Source organism: Cellulomonas sp. plas2 (genome assembly GCF_057221735.1).
Map to the genome: position 1 here is coordinate 1,772,871 of NZ_CM170155.1, position 21,375 is coordinate 1,794,245.

Below are 21,375 nucleotides of genomic sequence, written 5' to 3' on the forward strand. Positions count from 1 at the left end.
CGGCCCTGGGTCAGGACGCGTTCTCGTCGAGCACGGCCTGCAGGTTCTGCTGCACCGAGCCGAGGATCCCGGCCGGGTCGCCGTCCTCCAGGCCCTCGAGCTGGGCGTTGAAGTCCGTGATGACGTCCGAGGCGCCCTGGGCGTTGACGACGTTCTGCGCGAAGTCGGCGGAGTCGATGAACGCGGTGTAGTCCGGGTACAGCTCGCGCCAGCCGTCGGCGGCGGACTGCACGGACGGCATGACGCCGAAGGCCTCGGAGAACGCGAGCTGCTGGTCGGCGGCCGTGAGGTGGTCGACGAGGTCGATCGCCGCCTCCTGGTTCGCCGAGTCCGCGGCGATGCCCCAGCAGTTGGTGAACTGCAGGGTGCCCTGGCCCCCGGGGCCGGCCGGGAGCGGCACGGCCGTCCACGCCACGTCGGGGTAGTCGTTGGCCATCGCGCCGCTGATCCAGTTGCCCTCGATCGTCATCGCGGCCTTGTCGGTGCCGAACGCCTCGCCACCCCAGCCCGTGCCGAGGTCGGCGGCGTAGGCGGCGCTCCCCGACTGCAGCAGCCCCTGCACGTAGGTCAGGCCCTCGACGTTCTCGGGGCTGTCGACCTCCGCCGTGGTGCCGTCGTCGGAGACCATCTGCCCGCCGGCCTGCGCGAGGAACGCGCCGACCCGGGCGTACTCGCCGGAGAAGCCGAGGCCGACCCGGCCGTCCGTCGTCAGCCTCTGGGCGACCGAGGTCAGGCCGTCCCAGTCCGTCGGGATGTCCGCGTCGGTGAGGCCGGCGGCCGCCCAGTCGTCGGTGTCGATGATGAGCGCGAGCGTCGAGAAGTCCTTCGGCGCGCAGTAGAGCTGGTCCTCGTACGTGAACTGCTCCACGAGCGAGGGGTAGAAGTCGTCCACCGCCGAGAGCTGGTCGCCGTAGGGGAGCAGGGAGCCGTTGGCGGCGTAGCCCTGGAAGGCGTCGGCGCTGACGTAGAAGACGTCGGCGGGGCTGCCGGAGGCGAAGCCCTGGCTGAGCTCCTGCGCGAGGTCGGAGGCGACGGTGACCTCGGCCTCGACACCGGACTCCTCCGACCAGGCGGCCACGGCGGCGTCGACCGCGTCGGTCTCGGCGTCGCCGGAGGAGCCGATGAGGACCTGCAGCGACCCGTCGCCGGAGGACGTGCCGCCCCCGGCGCCGGCGCTCGAGCCGCCGTCGGCGGTGTCCTCGAATCCGGAGCCGCCGGAGCACGCGGCGAGCAGCAGGGCCGCCCCGGCGCCGGCGGCGAGCAGGGGGAGGGCGCGACGGGCACGGGTACGGGTACGGGGGGTGGGGGACATGGTGCGTCAGCTCCTTCGGTGAGCGCGGCGGGACGGGGGTCCCGGTGCTGTGCGGTCGGGGTGGGTGGTCGGTCAGGTGGTCGGGCCGCTCGTCGCGCGCACGACGAGGCGCGGGGTGAGCAGGACGTGCGGGTCCGGGACCGGCGGGTGGCCGCCGTCCAGCCGGTGCAGGAGCAGGTCGAGCGTCCGGCCGGCGGCCTCCTGCAGGGGCTGCGCGACGCTGGACAGGCCCAGCGCGGCGGCGACCGGCGTGTCGTCGAACCCGACGACCGCGCCGCGGCTCTCGTCGCCCAGGGCGGCGGCGACGCCGATGGCGAGGGAGTCGCTGGCGCAGACGAACGCGGTCGGAGCGCCGTCGGGGCGGGCGAGGAGCTCGGTCGCGGCGGCGCGGCCGGTCGCGATGCCGTCGTCCACGCCCGCCGTGAGCTCGGCGAGCGCGGCCTGCGGCACGCCGGCCGCCGCCAGCGCCTCCGCCCAGCCCCGCCGCCGGTCGGCGCCCGTGTCCGAGCCCTCGGGCCAGCCGACCCAGCCGATGCGCCGGTGCCCGAGCGCCAGCAGGTGCTCGACGGCCGCCCGCGTCCCCGCGGCGCCGTCGACGTCGACCCAGGGGTGGTCGGCCGGCGCGGACCCGTCCGGCGGGTCCCACGGCCGCCCGAACGTCACGAACGGCACGCCCCGGCGCGCGAGCCAGCCCGTGCGCGGGTCCCCGTGGTGCGTCGCGGTGAGGACGAAGGCGTCGATGTCGGCCGTGTCGAGCAGGTCGTCGTACTGGCCGATCTCCGTGGCGTCGTCGGGCGCGGTGAAGAGCATGACGCGGTACCCGCGCTCCTGCGCACCCTCGGTCAGCCCGTGCAGGAACCGGTCGGACACGGCGCCGTTGATGCCGTCGTGCTGCGGCTCCATGCGCAGGCCCAGCACGCGCGAGCGCCGGGTGCGCAGCGCGCGGCCGGCGGCCGACGGGCGGTAGCCGAGCTCGGCGATCGCCGCCTGCACCCGGGCGGCCGTCTCCGACCGGACGACGTGCGGCGCGTTGAGCACGTTGGACACCGTCTGCCGGGAGACGGCGGCACGGCGTGCCACGTCCTCCAGCGTCGGGCGCCCCTGGGTGTGCATCGCTGCTCCTGCCGATCTGCCTTTGATCGATCAAACCGATGCCCCTACCGTGTGTCGGGAGTCACGCTCTGTCAAGCCGGACGCCGCCCTCGCCCGCCGCACCCTCCTGAGAGGCCTCTCGATGACGACCCTGCAGCCCCTCCTGCACGACCTGCTCGCCGCCGTGGCCGCCCCGACCCAGGCGTGGTCCGCGCCCGACGGGCAGCTGCGCGCAGCCGGCGCCCAGGGCATCTACCAGGCCGACACCCGCCTCGTACGGTCGGCGCTCCTCACGGTGGGCGGCGCCGAGCCCGAGACGGTCGCCGCCGGTCCGGACGGCCCGGGGGCGGTGCGGGTCACGGCGCTGGTCCGGGCAGTCGACGGGCCGGGCGCCGACCCCACGACCCGGCTGGACCGCCGCCGCGTCGCCGCACCCGGTCGCGTGCAGGAGACCCTCGTGCTGACCTGCGCCACCGCGGAGCCCGTGACCGCGCGCGTCGCGCTCACGGTCCGCCCCGACGCCTCGCCGATGGAGGTGGTCAAGACCGGTCGGCCGCCGGTCGCCGCCCGCCTGCTGGCCGACGACGCGACCGACGGCACGCCTGACGCCGGGGACGGGCCCGCAGACGGTCCCGGCACCCGGTGGGAGGCGGACGGCGGCCGGACGGCGGCGCTGCTCGCCCCGGGTGCCGAGGTCACGACGACGCAGGACGCGGACGGCCCGCGGGTGGAGGTCGTCTGGGACACCGTCGTCACGCCGGGCACCCCGACGACCCTCACCTGGTCCGTCGACGTCGACGACCCCGGCGCCGTCGTCGGGCCGCCCGTCCGGCCCGCGCCGGAGTGGTCCGTCCCGAGGGTCCAGGCCGACGACCGCCGCCTGCCCGCGCTGCTCGCGCAGTCCCTCGACGACCTCGCCACGCTGCGCATGACCGCCGCCCACGCGCCGGACGACGTGTTCCTCGCCGCCGGGGCGCCCTGGTTCTTCACGCTGTTCGGCCGCGACTCGCTGTGGGCCGCGCGCATGCTCCTCCCGCTGGGCACCGAGCTCGCCGCGGGCACCCTCCGGACGCTGGCCGCTCTGCAGGGCACCCGCACCGACCCGGCGACGGCCGAGCAGCCGGGCAAGATCCTCCACGAGGTCCGGGCCGGGGAGCTCGCGCTGCCCGACGAGGGCATGGTCCTGCCGCCCGTCTACTACGGGACCGTCGACGCGACACCGCTGTGGGTGTGCGTGCTGCACGACGCCTGGCGGTGGGGGATGCCCGCCGAGCAGGTCGAGGCGCTCCTGCCCGCCGCCGAGCGCGCGCTCGCGTGGATGTCCGACCACGGCGACGCCGACGGCGACGGCTTCCTCGAGTACGTCGACGAGACCGGCCACGGGCTGGCCAACCAGGGCTGGAAGGACTCCGGCGACTCCGTGCAGTGGCGCGACGGCACGCTGGCGACCGGTCCCATCGCGCTCGTCGAGGTGCAGGGGTACGCGCACGAGGCGGCGCTCGCGGGCGCCGCGCTGCTCGACGCCTTCGGCCGCCCCGGCGGCGACCGGTGGCGCGCCTGGGCGGCACGTCTGGCGGAGCGGTTCCGTGCGTCCTTCTGGACCTCCGACGACGAGGGCCCCTACCCGGGGATCGCGCTCGACGCCGACAAGCGCGTGGTCGACTCCGTCACCAGCAACCTCGGTCACCTCCTCGGCACGGGTCTGCTGTCCGCGGAGGAGGAGGCCGTCGTCGCCGCGCGCCTCGCGGGTGCGGACCTCGGCTCCGGCCGCGGCCTGCGGACCCTGTCCGCGCGGTCCGGCGGCTTCTGGCCGCTGCGGTACCACGGCGGGGCCGTGTGGCCGCACGACACGGCGATCGCGGTGGCGGGGCTCGCCCGGGCCGGGCACGGCGACGTGGCCGCCTCGCTGGCCGCCGGCCTGCTGGCCGTCGGGGAGGACGTGGGGTGGCGGCTGCCCGAGCTGTGGTCCGGCGACGCGCCCGACGAGTCGCCGCGGACCGTGCCCTACCCGGCGGCGTGCCGCCCGCAGGCCTGGTCGGCGGCGTCGGCGGTCGTCGTGCTGTCGAGCGCGCTCGGGCTGCGGCCCGACGTGCCGGGCGGGACCCTCACGGTGGCGCCCGTCCGGCCGTCGCCGTTCGGCGCCCTGGGGGTCGAGGGGCTGCGGCTGGCCGGGCACCCGCTCGACGTCCGGGTGACGGCGTCGGGTGAAGCCCGGGTCACCACGTCCGCGGCGGTGCAGGTCAGGGGCGCGGACAGCATCGAGGCGCCGCGTCGCTGAGAGCGTCGGGGGGCCCCGGCCACGGCCCGGGCGCTACCGTTGTCGCTTTCACGGGTGCCGACGCCCGACGAGGACGACGGGCGCCGGCCGGTCGAGGAGAGGGCCGACATGCGACTGCTGGACCGGATCACGTCCCCCGCGGACGTGCGACGCCTCTCGGGGCGGCAGGCCACCGCGCTGGCCGCCGAGATCCGCGACTTCCTCGTCGCCCAGGTGTCCCGGACCGGTGGCCACCTCGGCCCCAACCTCGGCGTCGTCGAGCTGACGATCGCCATCCACCGCGTCTTCCGGTCGCCGGAGGACACGGTCGTCTTCGACACGGGCCACCAGGCCTACGTGCACAAGCTGCTGACGGGCCGCACCGACTTCTCGGCGCTGCGCCGTCGCGGCGGGCTGTCGGGCTACCCCAGCCGTGCGGAGTCCGAGCACGACGTGGTGGAGAACTCGCACGCGTCGACCTCGCTGTCGTGGGCCGACGGGATCGCGAAGGCCAACGTGCTGCAGGGCCGCGCCGACCGCAGCGTCGTGGCGGTCATCGGCGACGGGGCGCTCACCGGCGGCATGGCCTGGGAGGCGCTCAACAACATCGCCGCCGGCCACGACCGCCGGCTCGTCATCGTCGTCAACGACAACGGGCGCTCCTACGCGCCGACGATCGGCGGCCTCGCCGAGCACCTGTCCCTCCTGCGCGCGACGCAGGGGTACGAGCACGTCCTCGACTGGGGCAAGCGGACGCTGCGCCGCTCGGGCCCGCCCGGCCGGTTCGCCTACGACGCGCTGCACGGGCTCAAGAAGGGCATCAAGGACGTCGTCGCGCCGCAGGGCCTGTTCGAGGACCTCGGGCTGAAGTACGTCGGGCCGGTCGACGGGCACGACGTGACCGCCGTGGAGCGCGCGCTGCGCCGCGCCCGCGACTTCGGCGGGCCGGTCATCGTGCACGTGCTGACGGAGAAGGGCCGCGGGTACAGCCCGGCCGAGCAGGACGTCGCCGACCGCTTCCACGCCGTCGGGCAGATCCACCCGGAGACCGGGCTGCCCGTCGCGCCGAGCCGGTTCGGCTGGACGAGCGTCTTCGCCGACGAGATCGTCCGGATCGGGCGCCGCCGGTCCGACGTCGTGGCCATCACCGCGGCGATGCTGCAGCCCGTGGGGCTGGCGCCGTTCGCGGAGGAGTTCCCGGACCGGGTGTTCGACGTCGGCATCGCCGAGCAGCACGCCGCCACCTCCGCGGCCGGCATGGCCTTCGCCGGGCTGCACCCCGTCGTGGCCGTCTACGCGACCTTCCTCAACCGCGCCTACGACCAGGTGCTCCTCGACGTGGCGCTGCACCGCGCGGGCGTCACCTTCGTGCTGGACCGCGCCGGCCTCACGGGCGACGACGGCGCCTCCCACAACGGCATGTGGGACATGGCGCTGCTCGCCTCGGTGCCGGGCCTGCGCCTGGCGGCGCCGCGCGACGAGGAGACGCTGCGCTCGGCGCTGCGCGAGGCCGTCGACGTCGACGACGCGCCGACCGTCGTGCGCTACCCGAAGGGTGCGCTGGGCGACCCGCTGCCGGCGCTCGAGTCCCTCGACGGCGTCGACGTGCTGGCCCGGCACGAGGGCCCGGACGACGCGCCGGCGGTGCTCGTCGTCGGCCTGGGGTCCATGGCCCGCACGGCGCTCGCCGCCGCCGAGGCGCTGGCCGCCCACGGCCTGCGCGTGACGGTCGCGGACCCCCGCTGGGTCCTGCCGGTGCCCGCCGCGCTGACGAAGCTCGTCGGGGAGCACGACCACGTCGTGACGATCGAGGACGGGCTCGTCGACGGGGGAGCGGGGTCGGTGGTCGCCCAGCGCGCCCGCGAGGCCGGCCTGCCGACGCCCGTGCAGAACCTCGGCGTGCCGCGCGCGTTCCTCGACCACGCCACGCGCGACCAGCTGCTCGACGAGCTGCGCCTGCGCCCCGAGGACGTCACCCGCGACGTCCTGGCCGCCCTCGGCCGCACCCGCTGACACGGAGGCGTGCCCTAGGCGTTCCCGTCGTCGAGCCCTTCGAACAGGTCGGCGAGCAGCGGCTCGCCCTCGTGTCGCGGGGGCCACACCACGGTGTGCCACTCGGGGCGCAAACCTCGGGTGAAGGTCGCCTGGTCGACCTCGGTCGGCACGAGGACCAGCCGCTGACTGCGGTGCTCGAGCAGGACGGCGACGACGACGTGTGCCACGGGGTCGATGCGCACGTGCACCCCGATGCACCGGTCGGGGACCGCCCGCAGGTGGTAGACGTTCTCCGGCTGCCAGGGCGGGAACCCGTGCGCGACCCGCCAGGCCTGCATCCGGTCGAACCAGCTCTGCGGGATCGCACCGTGCAGCAGGCGTCGCAGCCCACGGCCGCCATCACACCGCACCTGGAGAAAAGCGGCGTCCGCCGCGGCGCCGATGCGGACGTGGTCGGGGTGCCCCGTCGCGCCGTCAGGGCCGAACGTGACGACCACGTCCGGCCGCTCACCATGCCGTGATGCTGGCAGCCCTCCAGGTGCCGGCACGAGGTGATTCCCGCCGGTCGGCGTCGTTCGGCGGGACGGGGGGACCGAGGTCCCAGGACATCCCATGACCCGGTCCGTAGCGTCGGTCGTACCGACTCCCACGGAGGAACCGATGTCCACCACCGCAGCACCCGCCGGCGCACCCCTCGCCGCCGAGGCCGACCGGCTGCCCGACGCCTGGGCCGGGTTCGTCCCGGGCCCGTGGGCCGACCACGTCGACGTCCGCGACTTCATCCAGCGCAACTACACGCCCTACACGGGCGACGCCTCCTTCCTCGCCGGCCCGACGGAGCGCACGACGGGCATCTGGGCCCGCCTGTCCGTGATGTTCCCCGCTGAGCGCGAGAAGGGCGTGCACGACGTCGACGCGACGAAGCCCTCGACGATCACCTCGCACGCCCCCGGCTACATCGACCGCGAGAACGAGCTCGTCGTCGGCCTGCAGACCGACGCGCCGCTCAAGCGCGCCATCATGCCCAACGGCGGGTACCGGATGGTGCAGACGTCGCTGGAGACCTACGGCTACGAGGTTGACCCGGTCGTCACGGAGATCTTCACGAAGTACCGCAAGACCCACAACGACGGCGTCTTCGACGTCTACCCGCCCGCCGTCCGCGCGGCCCGCTCGTCGCACATCATCACGGGCCTGCCCGACGCCTACGGCCGCGGCCGCATCATCGGCGACTACCGCCGGGTCGCGCTCTACGGGGTCGACGCGCTGATCGCCGCGAAGAAGGCCGAGAAGGCCGAGCTCGACATGGAGCGCTCGGTCGCCGACGTCATCCGCGACCGGGAGGAGCTGGCCGAGCAGGTCCGCGCCCTCGGCGAGCTCAAGGCCATGGCAGCCTCCTACGGCTACGACATCTCGAAGCCGGCGACGACGGCCCGCGAGGCCGTGCAGTGGCTGTACTTCGCCTACCTCGCGGCGACGAAGGAGCAGAACGGCGCGGCGATGTCGCTGGGCCGCACCTCGACCTTCCTCGACGTCTACCTCGAACGGGACCTCGTCGCCGGCCGCCTCACGGAGTCGCAGGCGCAAGAGCTCGTCGACGACTTCGTCATCAAGCTGCGGATCATCCGCTTCCTGCGCACGCCCGAGTACGACAACCTGTTCTCCGGGGACCCGACGTGGGTCACCGAGACGCTCGCCGGCGTCGGCGAGGACGGGCGGCCCCTGGTCACCCGGACGTCCTTCCGGTACCTGCAGACGCTCTACAACCTGGGGCCGGCCCCCGAGCCGAACCTCACGGTGTTCTGGAGCGAGCGGCTGCCGCGGGGCTTCAAGGACTTCTGCGCGCAGGTCTCGATCGACACCTCGGCCATCCAGTACGAGAACGACGAGATCATCCGCCCGGCCTGGGGCGACGACGCCGCCATCGCGTGCTGCGTGTCCCCGATGCGGGTGGGCAAGCAGATGCAGTTCTTCGGGGCGCGCGTGAACCTCGCCAAGTGCCTGCTGTACGCGATCAACGGCGGGCGCGACGAGGTGTCGGGCAAGCAGATCGCGCCCGTCACCGCCCCGGTCGAGGGCGACGTCCTCGACTTCGACGACGTCATGGCGAAGTTCGACGCCGAGATGGACTGGCTCGCGCAGACCTACGTCGACGCGCTCAACTGCGTGCACTACATGCACGACAAGTACGCCTACGAGCGCATCGAGATGGCGCTGCACGACCGGCAGGTGCTGCGGACGCTGGCCTGCGGGATCGCGGGGCTCTCGGTGGTGACCGACGCGCTCTCGGCGATCAAGCACGCGACGGTCCGGCCCGTGCGCGACGAGACGGGCCTGGTCGTGGACTACACGATCGAGGGCGACTTCCCGACGTACGGCAACGACGACGACCGCGCGGACGACATCGCCGTGGCGCTGGTCAAGACGTTCATGGAGAAGATCCGCCGGTTCCCGACCTACCGGGACGCGCTGCACACGCAGTCCGTGCTGACCATCACGTCGAACGTCGTCTACGGCAAGGCCACGGGGAACACCCCCGACGGCCGCCGCGCCGGCCAGCCGTTCGCCCCGGGCGCCAACCCCATGAACGGCCGCGACACGCACGGGATGCTCGCCTCGGGCCTGTCGGTGGCCAAGCTGCCGTACTCCGAGGCGATGGACGGCATCTCGCTGACGTCCTCGGTCCTGCCCTCGGGCCTCGGCCGGACGAAGGACGAGCAGGTCGCCAACCTCGTCGGCCTCCTCGACGCCTACACCGTGTCCTCCGGCTACCACATGAACGTCAACGTGCTGAACCGGGAGACGCTGCAGGACGCCATGGAGCACCCGGAGAACTACCCGCAGCTGACCGTGCGGGTGTCCGGGTACGCGGTCAATTTCGTCCGCCTGACCCGCGAGCAGCAGCTCGACGTCCTGTCCCGCACCTTCCACGGCGGGGTGTGACATGACGACCCTCGACGAGCGGCAGGACGCGTCCCACGACGGGGGCGCCCCCGTCGTGCGGCTCGACCTGCCGCTCGTCGGCGGGTCGCACGAGCGGACCCACGGGCACGGCACCCAGGGGCTGACGTCCGCCGACGAGGTGGACCACGCAGCCCGCATGACCGCCGTGCGCTCCGGGGCGCTGGGGTCCGTGCACTCCTGGGAGCTCGTGACGGCCGTCGACGGGCCCGGCACGCGGATGACGATCTTCCTGGCCGGCTGCCCGTTGCGGTGCCTGTACTGCCACAACCCGGACACGATGGAGATGCGGCGCGGCACCGACGTGGAGGTCGACGACCTCCTGCGGCGGTTGTCCCGCTACCGCGGCATCTTCCGGGCCACCGGCGGCGGTCTGACGATCTCGGGGGGCGAGCCCCTCATGCAGCCGGCGTTCGTGGCGCGGCTGCTGCGCGGCGCGAAGGCGATGGGCATCCACACGACGATGGACACGTCGGGCTACCTCGGGGCGCACGCCACCGATGCGGTGCTCGACGACCTCGACCTCGTGCTCCTGGACATCAAGTCCGGTGACGAGGAGACCTACCAGCGGGTGACGGGCCGGCAGCTCGCGCCGACGCTGGCCTTCGGGCAGCGGCTCGCCGAGCGGGGCGTGGCCGTGTGGGTCCGGTTCGTGCTGGTCCCGGGGCTGACCGACGACGAGGCGAACGTCGAGCGCGTGGCCGCGCACGCCGCGGACATCGGCACGGTGGAGCGCGTCGAGGTGCTGCCCTTCCACCAGATGGGCCGCGACAAGTGGGACGCGCTCGGCATGCGTTACGAGCTGGAGGGCACCCCGCCCCCGTCCCCCGAGCTGGTCGAGCGCGTGCGCGGGCAGTTCCGCGCGCACGGGCTGACGACCTTCTAGACCGGTCACCGGGACCGGACGCCGTCGTGGGGGCGACGTCCGGCCCGGTGACCATCCCCGTCCCGTCCTCAGCCGCCCTCAGGCCGGAGCGGGCCGCGGCACGTCCGCACGTCCCGGCGGCTGCAGGCGCCGGCCGAGCACCTCGGTCGACCAGCCCGCCCGGTCCAGCCAGGGCGTGATGCCGCCGAGGTGCACGGGCCAGCCCGCGCCGAGCAGCATCGCGACGTCGACCTGCGTGGGGTCCGCGACGACGCCCTCGTCGAGCAGGCGGCCCACCTCCCCGGCCAGCGCCCGGCCCACCGCCGCCCGCACGCCCGCCGCGTCGAGGGGCGCGAGCGGCACCGAGCCGTCCCGTGCCGCGTCGAACGTCGCCTGGACGTCCGGCGACAGCGGTGCGGGCCAGCCGGGCGCGGGCGGCCGCCCGACGAGCCGCACGCCACCCGCCACGACCGCCTCGAGGCCGGGGGAGCGCGGGAACGCGTCGCCGAGGTCGGCGCGCAGCGAGGTCAGCACGTGCAGCCCCACCGCGGGCCCCACGAGGTCGAGCAGCGCGAACGGCCGCATGGGCAGCCCCAGCGGGTCGAGCGCCGTGTCCGCCACCTCCACGGGCGTGCCGCGCTCGACCGCGTCGAGGACGACGCCGAGCAGGAGGATGAGCAGCCGGTTCACGACGAACCCGGGCCGGTCGCCGACGAGCACCGCGCTCTTGCCGGCGCCCGTCGCCACGGCCACCGCGGTCGCGAGCGCCGCGGGCGAGGTGGCCCCGCCGCGGACGACCTCGACGAGGGGCATCGCGGCGACGGGGTTGAAGAAGTGCAGCCCCACGACGCGCTCCGGGTGTGCGAGGTCCGCGGCCATCGCGGTGACCGACAGCGCGGAGGTGTTCGTCGCCAGGACGCAGTCCGGACCGACGACCGGCTCGAGCTCGGCCAGCACCCGGCGCTTGAGGTCGAGCACCTCCGTGACCGCCTCGACGACGAGGTCGCAGCCGGCGAGGTCGCCCACGTCCGTCGTGCCCGTGACCCGTTGCGCCACCGTGGCGGCGTCCGCGGGACGCAGTCGTCCCCCGCGCACGGCTCGGTCGAGGGTCGCGCGCACGGCGGCCAGGCCGGCGGCGACGCGCTCGTCGTCGAGGTCCCGCAGGACGACGGGCACGCCGAGCCGCGTGGCCAGCAGGGCGGCGATCTGCGCGGCCATCAGCCCGGCGCCGACGAGCCCGACGCGGGTCACCGGGCGGGCGAGGGCCGGGTCGGGGGCACCGGCGGTCCGGCGGACGCCGCGCACCAGCGCGGTGGCGTAGACGCTCGCGCGCATCTCGTCGGTCATGACGAGGTCCGCCAGCGCCTCGTCCTCCGCCGCCCACGCCTCCGCGGGGGTGGCGGTGCGCGCGGCGGCCAGCAGCTCCAGCGCGCGGCCCGGCGCCGGGCGCGAGCCGTGCACGGTCGCGTCCAGGCGTTCGCGCGCCGCCGCGACGGCCGCGTCCCAGATCTCGGCGTCGTCGAGGGCACGGCGCTCGACCTGCACCTCGCCGCGCACCAGCCGTCCGACCCAGGCGAGGGCCTCGTCGGGGAAGCCCTCGGCAGGCAGCACGGCGTCGACGAGCCCGAGCGCCAGGGCCTCGTCGGCCCGCAGGACCCGGTTGGCCGCCGGCCGGTCGAGCACGACGTCGAGCGCTCCCGCGATGCCCACGAGGCGGGGGAGGCGGTACGCGCCGCCCCATCCCGGGACGAGCCCGAGGGCGGTCTCCGGCAGGCCGAGGGCGCCCGCCCCGGACGAGACGACCCGGGCGTCGCAGGCCAGCGCCAGCTCGAGGCCGCCGCCCAGCGCGGCGCCGTTGACGAGCGCCACGGTCGGCACCGGCAGCGCCGCCAGCGCGTCGTACGCCGCGTGGCCGGCACGGGCCAGGGCCAGCGCGTCCACCCGGTCGCGCACCGTCGTGACCTGCGACAGGTCCGCCCCCGCGAGGAAGGTCCGGCCCGAGCCCGTCACGGCGACCGCATCGACACCGCCCCGCGCCACCGCGGCCGCGGCCGCCTCCACCGCCTCCTGCAGCGCGGCGAGCCCCTGCAGCCCGAGCGTCGCCGGCCGCTCCGGTCCCCCGCCCGACGGGTCGGCCCACGGCACCAGCGTCAGCAGCAGCGCGGTCCCGCCGTAGGGCAGGGCGATCCGCTGCGTGCGCACGGTCGTGGCGCGCTCGGTGCTCATGGGTCCGGGCCTCCCGGGACGTCGTCGTCCGACCGCGTGTGCCGCCGGTCCGCGGACCGGTGCTCCGGCCGCCCGGCGCACGTTACCGGGGCCGACCGACACCGCGGTGCGGGCACCGCCGACCCCCGTCCTGCGGGCAGGGCCGACCCTGTACGCGGACCGGGCATTCCGTTAGTTTTCGCCCGTACCCGAACCCGGTCCGTGCGTCCTGGCGCGCCCGGAGGACCGGCCGACGAAAGGCGTCGCTCCGTGACCCCTCGTGCCCCGCGCACCACGCGCACCGCAGCGGCCGCCCTGGCCGCCGGTCTCGCCCTCGGAGGTGCGGCGCTCGCGACGGCGGCACCGGCCGCCGCGGCGGACGTGCGCAGCATCACGCTCCTGACGTTCAACGACTTCCACGGCCGCATCCAGGCCGACCCGGAGGACCCCCAGGCGGACACGGTGGCCTTCGCGCGGACCGTCGAGGCCCTCCGGGCGGCGGCCGACCTCGACAGCGGCGTGGCCGACAGCTCGCTGCTGCTGTCCACCGGCGACTCCGTCGGGGCGTCGCTCTTCGCCTCGGCGGTCGAGCGGGACCAGCCGACGATCGACGTGCTCGACGCGCTCGGGCTGCAGGCGTCCGCGGTCGGCAACCACGAGTTCGACGGCGGCTTCGCGGACCTGCGCGACCGGATCGCCACGAGCGCGTCCTGGGAGTACCTCGGCGCGAACGTCTACACGGAGGGCACCACGGAGCCCGTCCTGCCCGAGTACGCGACGTTCGAGGTGAACGGCGTGACGGTCGGCGTCATCGGCGCCGTGACGCAGGAGACGCCGAGCCTCGTCTCGCCCGCGGGGGTCGAGGGCCTCGTCTTCGGCGACCCGGTCGAGGCGGTCAACCGGGTGGCGGCGCAGCTGCGCAACGGCGACGAGGCGGACGGCGAGGCCGACGTGCTCGTCGCCGCGTACCACGAGGGTGCCCCCGCCGGGCAGGACGACGCACAGCCCGACAAGGGGCTCGCGGCCGCGATGGCGGCCAGCGAGGTCTTCACGAGCATCGTCGAGGAGACGAGCGCCGAGGTGGCCGTCATCCTCAACGGTCACACCCACCAGGAGTACGCCTTCGAGGCCCCGGTGCCCGGCGCACCCGCCGGCATCACCCGACCGGTCGTCCAGACCGGCCAGTACGGGCAGAACATCGGCGCCGTGCAGCTGCAGGTCGACGCGGAGACGGGGGCCGTCGGCCTCTTCGTCGCCGGTCTGGTGCCGGTGGGCAGCCTGCCCCTGGCGACGGACACGCCGGCCGTCACCGAGGTGCAGGCGATCGTCGACGCGGCGCTCGCGAACGCCGAGGAGGTGGGCTCGCAGCCCGTCGGCAGCATCACCGCGGACATCACCACGGCGTTCAAGGAGGGCTCCTACGGTCCCGGCGGCTACACCGGCGGCACGCGCGACGACCGCGCGAAGGAGTCCGCGCTCGGGCACCTCGTCGCCGACAGCCTGCTCGACGTGCTGTCCGACCCGGCCCGCGGCGGCGCGGACCTCGCGCTCGTCAACCCGGGTGGCCTGCGCTCGGAGCTGCTCGTCGCCCCGTCGGGCGACGAGGGCGCCGGCGTGGTGACCTACGCCGAGGCCAACGCCGTCCTGCCGTTCGTCAACAACCTGGGCACGGTGGACCTGACCGGCGACCAGCTGCGCCAGGTGCTCGAGCAGCAGTGGCAGACGAACGAGGACGGGACGATCCCCTCGCGTCCCTACCTGCAGCTCAGCGTCTCGGCGAACATGTCGTACACCTTCGACGCCGCCCTGCCGCAGGGGCAGCGGATCACGTCCATCACGGTCGACGGCGTGCCCGTGGACCCGGGCGCGACGTACCGCGTCGGCTCCTTCTCCTTCCTCCTGCAGGGCGGCGACAACTTCCGCGCCTTCGGGGAGGGCACGAACCCGACCGACTCCGGCCTCATCGACCGGGACGCGTGGATCGGGTACCTCCAGGCCAACCCCGACCTCGCGCCGGACTTCGCCGCGCGGGCCGTGTCCGTGACGCCGTCGACGACGACCCCGGTCGTCGGGGACACCGTGCAGGTCGCGCTCGCCGGCCTGGACCTCACGAGCCTCGGCGCGCCGGCCAGCACGACGGTGACGGCGACGCTCACGCCGGCCGCCGGCGGGACGCCCGTCGACCTGGGCTCCTTCCCGGTCAGCGGTGGGGCCGCCACGGTCACCGTGCCGGTGCCCGCCTCGGCTGCCCCGGGCGCCTGGGCGCTGACGGTCACCGCACCCGACTCCGGCACGACGACGCAGCTCACCCTCACGGTGGCCGCCGCGCCGGCGCCGGACCCGACGCCCACCCCGACGCCCACCCCGGTGCCGGACCCGTCGCCGACCGCGACCGCCACGCCCACCCCGACCGCCGTGCCGAGCCCCGGCACCGGCGGCGGCAGCGGCACGGGCGGTGGCACGAGCCGCAGCGGCGGGCGGACGGGCGCGCTCGCGTCCACCGGCGCGAGCGACGGGCTCGTCGACGCCGGCTGGGCCGCGGCCGGTGCGCTGCTCGTCGGCACCGCGCTCGTCGTGGTCGTCCGGCGGCGCCGCGCGACCCTGACGCAGGACTGACCTGACCACGACGCCCCGGTCCCCCTGGAGGGGGCCGGGGCGTCGTCGTCCCCGCGGTCGGCGTGGCGCAGGTCGGCGGGGGCGCCGCCGTGGGCGGGTGTCCGTCGAGGCAGCGGGCGTCAGGCCGCGGCGGAGAACGCCGTGGCGAGGCGCTCGGCGAGCAGCTCGCGCTGCCAGGGGCGGGCGCCGCCGTCGGCGAGGAACGCGTCGACGGCCGCGGTGGTGGCCGGCAGGGGCGGCGTCCAGCAGAGGCGGCGCAGGAGGTCGGGCTGCAGCAGGTTCTCGACCGGCACGGACCAGTGCGCCGACAGCTCGGCGACGACGTCGCGGGCGGCCACGAGCCGGGCCGCGGCGGCGGGGTCGCGGTCCGCCCAGGCGCGCGGGGGCGGCGGCGCGTCGCTGCGCGGCCCCCGCACCGACGGCAGGGCGGAGTCCGGCAGCGCCAGCGCCTCGTCGACCGCGGCCTGCCACGTCTCCGCCCGGCGGCGGGTGCCCTTGCCGGCGAAGGCGGGCAGCGCGACGAGCTGGGTGACGTCCCGCGGCAGGGCCTGCGCCGCGGCGACGATCGCGGCGTCGGGCAGCACGCGCCCGGGGGAGATGTCCCGGCGGCGCGCCTCGAGGTCGCGCCGCTGCCACAGGGACCGCACGACGGCCAGCCGCCGGGCATCCCGCAGCGCGTGCATGCCGGACGTCCGGCGCCAGGGGTCGACGCGCGGGGGCGGCGGCGGGGCCGTCCGCACCGCCTCGAACTCCTGCGCCGCCCACTCCGCCTTGCCCTGCTCGGCGAGCCGCTCGGCCAGCACCTCGCGCACCTCGACGAGGACCTCGACGTCGAGGGCCGCGTAGCGCAGCCACTCCGGCGGCAGGGGCCGCGTCGACCAGTCCGCGGCCGAGTGCTCCTTGGCCAGCCCGAGGCCGAGCGTGTCCGCCACGACGGCGGCCAGGCCCACCCGGTCCATGCCGAGCAGGCGCGCGGCCAGCTCCGTGTCGAAGATCCGCGAGGGGCGCATGCCGTTGTCGGCGAGGCTCGGCAGGTCCTGCGAGGCGGCGTGGAACACCCACTCGACGCCGACGAGGGCGTCGGACACGGTGGACAGGTCCGGCAGCGCCATGGCGTCGAGCAGGACCGTGCCCACGCCCTCCCGGCGCAGCTGCACGAGGTACGTCCGCTGCCCGTACCGGTAGCCGGACGCGCGCTCGGCGTCGACCGCCACGGGACCGGTGCCGGCCTCGAGCGCGGCGACGACCTCGGCGAGGCCCTCGGGCGTGCCGACGACGTCCGGGACGCCTCCGGCGGGTTCCGTCAGGGGCACGACCGCCGGCTCGGGAACCGCGTCCTCGCCGGTCGGCGCGTCGGCCGGGGCGGTGGCGGGCGGGTCCTCGTCGGGCAGGGCGGGCACAGCCCAACCCTAGGGGACGGGCGGCGGACGCCCCGGCAGGCGGGCGGAGGAGCCCGACGGGTTCCGGCCGGCTGCCCCGCGGCTGCCCGACGGCTGCCAGGGCGGTGCCCGCCGTGGACTCAGCGCAGGACGCCGGCCCGTAAGGCGATGGCGACCAGCTCGGCGCGGTCGCCCGTGCCCAGCTTGCGCGAGATGCGGGCGAGATGGCTCTTGACCGTGAGGGCCGACAGGCCCAGGTCCTCGCCGATGCGCTTGTTCGAGCGGCCCTCGGCGACGAGCTCGAGGACGCCGACCTCGCGCGAGGTCAGCTCGGCGGCGGCGCGCAGGGAGGTCGGCGCGGTCGTCGCCCGGGTCAGGGTCGAGGAGGTCGTGCCGACCACCGCGCCGCGGATGCCCGCGGACAGCAGCACGGACAGCTCGCGGCGGGCGGCCTGACGGGCCAGGACCAGCACGCGGTGCGCGCCGCGGCGCTGCAGGGTCTGCACGAGCGGGACGGCGTCCCCGTCCGCCACCTCCGGGACCACCAGGCACAGCTGGTGGCCCGGCTGGGCGGCGCGGGGGACGGCCGTGACAGGGGCCCGCAGGGGCGGGCGCCTGGGCGTCACCAGGTCGCGTCGGAGGGGTTCGATGCTCACAGCACTCTCATCGGCAGGGTGCTAGCACCCATGAGGGCGCGGGGACCTGCGTTGTCGCGATGAGCGGGTGAAGCGTTGGTGCCGTGGGGCGGGACGTGCTAGGGCGTGCGTCCCGACGGGGTCACGGCCTCGGCGGCGTCAGGGTCTCGGTCTCGTCAGGACCGCGGGTGCAGGGCGACGACGCCCTCGGGCAGGGGCTCGAGGCCCGCCACCGTGCGCAGCAGCGTCGTCCAGGCGCGCAGGTGCGGGCCCAGGTCCTCGTCGGAGGCGGTCCAGGACGCGCGGAGCTCGAGCTCCGTCTGCTCCTCGCGCACCTGCAGGGCGCCGAAGCTCTGGGACAGCACGCGCGTCACGGTGCCGCCGGCCGCCCGGGCGTCGAGACCGGCCGAGCCGAGCGCGTCGGCGAACCAGCTCCACGCGACCTCCCCGAACAGAGGGTCGGTGCCCGCCTCGGGCTCGACCTGCGCGCGCACGAGGGTGACGAGCCGGAAGCAGCCGTCCCACGCGTCCTGCCCGGCCGGGTCGTAGAGGACGACGAAGCGCCCGGACGCCAGCTCGTCGGCCGCCACGGACCGCCGGGCGCTGCGCACCTCGGCCGTGAGCGCGGCCGTGAAGGGGGCCAGCCGGGCCGGGCCCGGCGCCTCCTCGAGGACGACCTCCGGCGGCACGGCCACCGCGCGCAGCGACCGCAGGGCCCGCACGAACGCGGCGGGGACCTCGTCGGGCGGGGTGGTCACAGCGCGAGCGTACGGGCGCCGGGCCTCGCCGGTCGGCGGCGCGCCGGGCGCGACCCCGGGGGCGGAAGGACGCGACGGCTAGGCTCCTGGGCCGGTGCGGCACCGCCGGGGGCGGTGCCGCCGGGCGCGGCGGGACCACCGCCGACGGCCCTCGTCGTCGCCCGCCCCGGGCGCAAGGAGGCACGCATGGGCGCCACGGGCGCGAGCGCGGACGGCCGGCCGACGGCCACGTCCCGCACGGGACGGACGGGCCGGCTGCAGCCGGTGATCCTGGGCGCCGACATCGGCGTGTACGCCCTGGCGCGCTCGCTGCACGAGGCGTACGGCGTGCGGTCGGTCGTCGTGGCGGGGGCCGCGCTGGGGCCCGTGGCGCACTCGCGGATCATCGACCACGAGATCGTCGGGGACGGTCACGACCCTCGGCAGCTCGTCGACCGGCTGCTGCAGGTGGCGCGGCAGCACCCCGACGAGCGGCTGCTGCTGCTGGCGAACTCCGACTGGCTGGTGCGCGTCGTCGTGCAGCACCGCGGCGAGCTCGAGCCGCACTACGTCGTGCCGTTCCTGTCCGCCGAGCTGCTGGCGCGGATCAGCGACAAGGCGACCTTCGCGGAGATCTGCACCGGGCTCGGCATCGACGTGCCCCGGACGCTCGTGCAGGACTTCGCCGGCGCGGGGGAGCCGGGGTGGGCGCCGGTGCCCGTGCCGCCCGAGATCACCTACCCGCTCATCGCGAAGGCGGCCTCGAGCGCGGACTACCAGGACGTGGAGTTCGCCGGCAAGAAGAAGGTCTTCGAGGTCTCCGACCCGGCCGAGCTGACGTGGCTGTGGGGTGCGCTGCGGGATGCCGGGTTCCGGGGGCGGTTCGTCGTGCAGGAGCTCATCGGCGGCGACGACACGCAGATGCGCTCGGTGACCGCCTACGTGGACACGGCCGGCGCGATCACGCTGCTGTGCTCGGCGCACGTGCTGCTCGAGGAGCACACGCCCTCCGGGCTCGGCAACCCGGCGGCCATGGTGGTGACCCGCCAGGACGAGCTGCTCGCCGGGGCGCGGCGGTTCCTCGAAGCGACGGGGTACCGCGGGTTCGCCAACTTCGACGTCAAGGTCGACCCGCGCGACGGGCGCCTGTGCTTCTTCGAGGTCAACCCGCGCATCGGGCGCAACAACTACTACGTGACCGCGGCGGGGGCGAACCCCACCCGGTTCGTCGTGGAGGACGCCGTCGAGGGGCGGGCCGTCGAGCCCGTCGTCGTCGACCGCGAGGTCCTGTACTCCGTCGTGCCGCACCGGCTGCTGCTGCGCTACGTCCGCGACGCGGTGCTCGCCGCGCGCGTCCGGGGGCTGGTGCGCGCGCGGGCCACCGCGCACCCGCTGTGGTACCCGGCGGACCTGTCGCCGCGGCGCCGCGCCTACGTGCTGCTCGCCCTGGTCAACCAGGTGCGCAAGTTCCGCCGCTGGTACCCGGCGCCCACCGACACGGGGTTCTGACCCGACCCTGCTCCTGCCGCGCGCCCGGCCGTCGGTCGGGCAGGGTGGACGGCATGACGCGACCTCAGCCCCCGGCCGACTTCGCCCCGCCCCGCCTGGCCGACCCGCGCCGGTGGGGCGCGCTCGTCGGGCTGGTCGGGGCGGTGGTGTTCGTGTGGTCGTACGGACCGGGGCTGGCCGGTCCGCTGCCGGTGCTGGCGCGGGTGCTCGTGGTGGTGCTGGTGGTCGCAGCGGTGGTGCTCCTGCTGGTGGTGCCGCGCTGGCTGGGCCGGTTCCACGTGCCCACGCCGCTGGCGATGAGCGTGTACGTGGGGTGCGTGGTGGCCGAGCTCGTGCTCATCCGGCTCGGCTCGGCGTGGCTCGACGGGCGCGGCGACGCCTCTGCGCGGCCGGCGCTCATCGCCGCCGTCGTCGGGCTGCACTTCCTGCCGTTCGCCTGGGCCTTCCGGGAACGGATGTTCACGGTGCTCGGAGCCGCCCTGGTGCTGCTCGGCGGGGGTGGCCTCGTCGCGGAGCTGGCCGGCGTCACGGGTGCGGCGGCCGCCGCCGCCGTCGCGTCCGGGCTCGTGATGGCGGCCCTCGTCGCCGCCTACGCCGCCGGCGCCTTCGCGTCCCCGCGCCCGGTCTCCTCCGACGCCACCTCCGGCGCCACCTCGAGCGGCACGCCGTAGGCTCCCGGCATGGCTCCCCGCCGCACGCCCCTCGACGAGCTGCGCGAGACGGTCGGCCGCCTCGGCGAGAGGCTGCCGCGGTCCGGGGTGCCGCGGGTCGACGGCCTCGTGTTCGGCCGGCCCGGGCCGGCCCGGCCGCTGGAGGTCGTCCAGGCCGAGCTCGACGCGCTCGTCGGGCTGGCGTCGGTGAAGGAGCAGGTGCGCGCCCTCGTCGCCCTGCTGCAGGTGCAGGCGCGCCGCAAGGAGCACGGCCTGCCCGAGGTGGCGACCTCCCAGCACCTGGTGTTCCTCGGCAACCCCGGCACGGGCAAGACCACCGTCGCCCGGCTGCTGGCCGAGATGTACCGGGCGGTCGGCCTGCTGCAGCGCGGCCACCTGGTCGAGGTGGACCGGGCCGCGCTCGTCGGGCAGTTCGTCGGGGCGACGGCCATCAAGACCGACGCCGTCATCCGGCGCGCGCTGGACGGCGTGCTCTTCATCGACGAGGCGTACGCGCTGTCGCCCGAGGGCGACGGCCGGGCCGACTTCGGGCCCGAGGCCATCGAGGTGCTCCTCAAGCGCATGGAGGACCACCGCCACCGGCTGGTCGTCATCGTGGCCGGCTATCCGCGGCTCATGGAGGCCTTCCTGCTGTCCAACCCGGGGCTGCGGTCCCGTTTCGCACGCGAGATCGTCTTCCCCGACTACTCGACGGACGAGCTCCTGGCGATCTTCGCCACCGTGCTCGACCGCAACGCGTACGTCCTCGAGCCCGGCGCCCTCGACACGCTGCGCGGCATCCTCGCCGGGCTGCGGTACGGCGAGGAGTCCGGCAACGCGCGCTTCGTCCGGACGCTCTTCGAGCAGGCGCTCAACCGCCAGGCGCTGCGGCTGACGGCTGCCGCCGGTGCGGGTGTCGTCGAGGCGCTCGATTGGTCGGAGGTCACGACGCTCACCACCGACGACCTCGTCGGCGCCGCCCGTGCACTCGGGGAGGAGCCCGGCAGCGCCGACGGCCGCACCGACGTCGTGCTGGAGCCCTTCCGCTGGTGGCGCCGGCAGGGCTGACGACGAGCGCCGCCGCCGCGGCGCCGGCCGCCGCGGCGCCGGCCGGCGCGGCGCGGCTGCGCGCGCGGAGGCGGCCGTGGTCGACGGCGTGCGG

General features: G+C 75.8%; 15 protein-coding genes. 8 read left to right on the plus strand and 7 right to left on the minus strand.

Features of this window, described 5'->3' with window-relative positions; genetic code table 11:
- Positions 1-10: 10 nt before the first annotated feature.
- Both AC2TDM_RS07900 and AC2TDM_RS07905 read right to left on the minus strand, forming a co-directional pair.
- Positions 11-1,312 carry an extracellular solute-binding protein gene (locus AC2TDM_RS07900; RefSeq protein ID WP_484636294.1) on the minus strand — a complete coding sequence of 434 codons (1,302 nt, stop codon included), beginning with the start codon at positions 1,310-1,312 and terminating at the stop codon, positions 11-13.
- A 72-nt stretch (positions 1,313-1,384) separates the two neighbouring features.
- Positions 1,385-2,425: a LacI family DNA-binding transcriptional regulator gene (locus AC2TDM_RS07905; protein WP_484636295.1), complete on the minus strand. Its 1,041-nt coding sequence runs from the start codon at positions 2,423-2,425 to the stop codon at positions 1,385-1,387.
- A gap of 121 nt (positions 2,426-2,546) precedes the next feature.
- Here AC2TDM_RS07905 and AC2TDM_RS07910 point away from each other — a divergent pair, with 121 nt between their 5' ends.
- A complete protein-coding gene (locus tag AC2TDM_RS07910) occupies positions 2,547-4,682 on the plus strand; it encodes a glycogen debranching N-terminal domain-containing protein (protein WP_484636296.1) in 2,136 nt (711 codons plus the stop codon).
- Between the two features lie 108 nt (positions 4,683-4,790).
- Positions 4,791-6,674, plus strand: a complete 1,884-nt coding sequence (dxs, locus tag AC2TDM_RS07915; RefSeq protein WP_090030962.1) for a 1-deoxy-D-xylulose-5-phosphate synthase — start codon at positions 4,791-4,793, stop codon at positions 6,672-6,674.
- Positions 6,675-6,688: 14 nt separating this feature from the next.
- Here dxs and AC2TDM_RS07920 read toward each other — a convergent pair whose 3' ends face one another.
- Positions 6,689-7,153: a hypothetical protein gene (locus AC2TDM_RS07920; RefSeq protein ID WP_090030785.1), complete on the minus strand. Its 465-nt coding sequence runs from the start codon at positions 7,151-7,153 to the stop codon at positions 6,689-6,691.
- Positions 7,154-7,316: 163 nt separating this feature from the next.
- On the opposite strand from AC2TDM_RS07920, the gene pflB reads away from it, so the two are divergent.
- Positions 7,317-9,599: a formate C-acetyltransferase gene (gene pflB, locus AC2TDM_RS07925; protein ID WP_484636297.1), complete on the plus strand. Its 2,283-nt coding sequence runs from the start codon at positions 7,317-7,319 to the stop codon at positions 9,597-9,599.
- Between the two features lies 1 nt (position 9,600).
- Positions 9,601-10,503, plus strand: a complete 903-nt coding sequence (gene pflA / locus AC2TDM_RS07930; RefSeq protein ID WP_090030788.1) for a pyruvate formate-lyase-activating protein — start codon at positions 9,601-9,603, stop codon at positions 10,501-10,503.
- A 78-nt stretch (positions 10,504-10,581) separates the two neighbouring features.
- Here pflA and AC2TDM_RS07935 read toward each other — a convergent pair whose 3' ends face one another.
- Positions 10,582-12,708, minus strand: a complete 2,127-nt coding sequence (locus AC2TDM_RS07935; RefSeq protein ID WP_484636298.1) for a 3-hydroxyacyl-CoA dehydrogenase NAD-binding domain-containing protein — start codon at positions 12,706-12,708, stop codon at positions 10,582-10,584.
- Between the two features lie 249 nt (positions 12,709-12,957).
- Between AC2TDM_RS07935 and AC2TDM_RS07940 the strand changes: the two genes are divergently transcribed.
- On the plus strand, positions 12,958-15,303 hold the full coding sequence (locus AC2TDM_RS07940; protein WP_484636299.1) for a bifunctional metallophosphatase/5'-nucleotidase: 2,346 nt from the start codon (positions 12,958-12,960) through the stop codon (positions 15,301-15,303).
- 119 nt (positions 15,304-15,422) lie between these two features.
- Here AC2TDM_RS07940 and AC2TDM_RS07945 read toward each other — a convergent pair whose 3' ends face one another.
- The 3 genes from AC2TDM_RS07945 to AC2TDM_RS07955 form a co-directional block, all read right to left on the minus strand.
- Entirely contained in the window at positions 15,423-16,694 is a 1,272-nt protein-coding gene (locus AC2TDM_RS07945) for an HRDC domain-containing protein (RefSeq protein WP_484636413.1), read from the minus strand.
- A gap of 128 nt (positions 16,695-16,822) precedes the next feature.
- Positions 16,823-17,308: a helix-turn-helix transcriptional regulator gene (locus AC2TDM_RS07950; protein WP_484636300.1), complete on the minus strand. Its 486-nt coding sequence runs from the start codon at positions 17,306-17,308 to the stop codon at positions 16,823-16,825.
- 185 nt (positions 17,309-17,493) lie between these two features.
- Positions 17,494-18,075, minus strand: coding sequence for a DUF3000 domain-containing protein (locus AC2TDM_RS07955; RefSeq protein ID WP_484636301.1), 582 nt, complete (start codon positions 18,073-18,075; stop codon positions 17,494-17,496).
- 186 nt (positions 18,076-18,261) lie between these two features.
- Between AC2TDM_RS07955 and AC2TDM_RS07960 the strand changes: the two genes are divergently transcribed.
- Genes AC2TDM_RS07960 through AC2TDM_RS07970 form a run of 3 tightly spaced genes read left to right on the plus strand, consistent with a single transcriptional unit; the run spans position 18,262 to position 21,281 of the window.
- Positions 18,262-19,563 carry a carboxylate--amine ligase gene (locus AC2TDM_RS07960; RefSeq protein ID WP_484636302.1) on the plus strand — a complete coding sequence of 434 codons (1,302 nt, stop codon included), beginning with the start codon at positions 18,262-18,264 and terminating at the stop codon, positions 19,561-19,563.
- A gap of 53 nt (positions 19,564-19,616) precedes the next feature.
- The gene (locus AC2TDM_RS07965; RefSeq protein WP_484636303.1) at positions 19,617-20,234 is read left to right on the plus strand and encodes a hypothetical protein; all 618 of its coding nucleotides are present in this window, start codon (positions 19,617-19,619) and stop codon (positions 20,232-20,234) included.
- 9 nt (positions 20,235-20,243) lie between these two features.
- Complete coding sequence (locus AC2TDM_RS07970; RefSeq protein ID WP_484636304.1) at positions 20,244-21,281, plus strand: AAA family ATPase; 1,038 nt, start codon at positions 20,244-20,246, stop codon at positions 21,279-21,281.
- Positions 21,282-21,375: the final 94 nt, after the last annotated feature.

Excerpts from the sequence above, each read along its gene's own strand:
- AC2TDM_RS07900 (WP_484636294.1), bottom strand. The coding sequence starts at position 1,312 with ATGTCCCCCACCCCCCGTACCCGTACCCGTGCCCGTCGCGCCCTCCCC.
- AC2TDM_RS07905 (WP_484636295.1), bottom strand. The coding sequence starts at position 2,425 with ATGCACACCCAGGGGCGCCCGACGCTGGAGGACGTGGCACGCCGTGCC.
- AC2TDM_RS07910 (WP_484636296.1), top strand. The coding sequence starts at position 2,547 with ATGACGACCCTGCAGCCCCTCCTGCACGACCTGCTCGCCGCCGTGGCC.
- dxs (WP_090030962.1), top strand. The coding sequence starts at position 4,791 with ATGCGACTGCTGGACCGGATCACGTCCCCCGCGGACGTGCGACGCCTC.
- pflB (WP_484636297.1), top strand. The coding sequence starts at position 7,317 with ATGTCCACCACCGCAGCACCCGCCGGCGCACCCCTCGCCGCCGAGGCC.
- pflA (WP_090030788.1), top strand. The coding sequence starts at position 9,601 with ATGACGACCCTCGACGAGCGGCAGGACGCGTCCCACGACGGGGGCGCC.
- AC2TDM_RS07935 (WP_484636298.1), bottom strand. The coding sequence starts at position 12,708 with ATGAGCACCGAGCGCGCCACGACCGTGCGCACGCAGCGGATCGCCCTG.
- AC2TDM_RS07960 (WP_484636302.1), top strand. The coding sequence starts at position 18,262 with ATGGGCGCCACGGGCGCGAGCGCGGACGGCCGGCCGACGGCCACGTCC.
- AC2TDM_RS07965 (WP_484636303.1), top strand. The coding sequence starts at position 19,617 with ATGACGCGACCTCAGCCCCCGGCCGACTTCGCCCCGCCCCGCCTGGCC.
- AC2TDM_RS07970 (WP_484636304.1), top strand. The coding sequence starts at position 20,244 with ATGGCTCCCCGCCGCACGCCCCTCGACGAGCTGCGCGAGACGGTCGGC.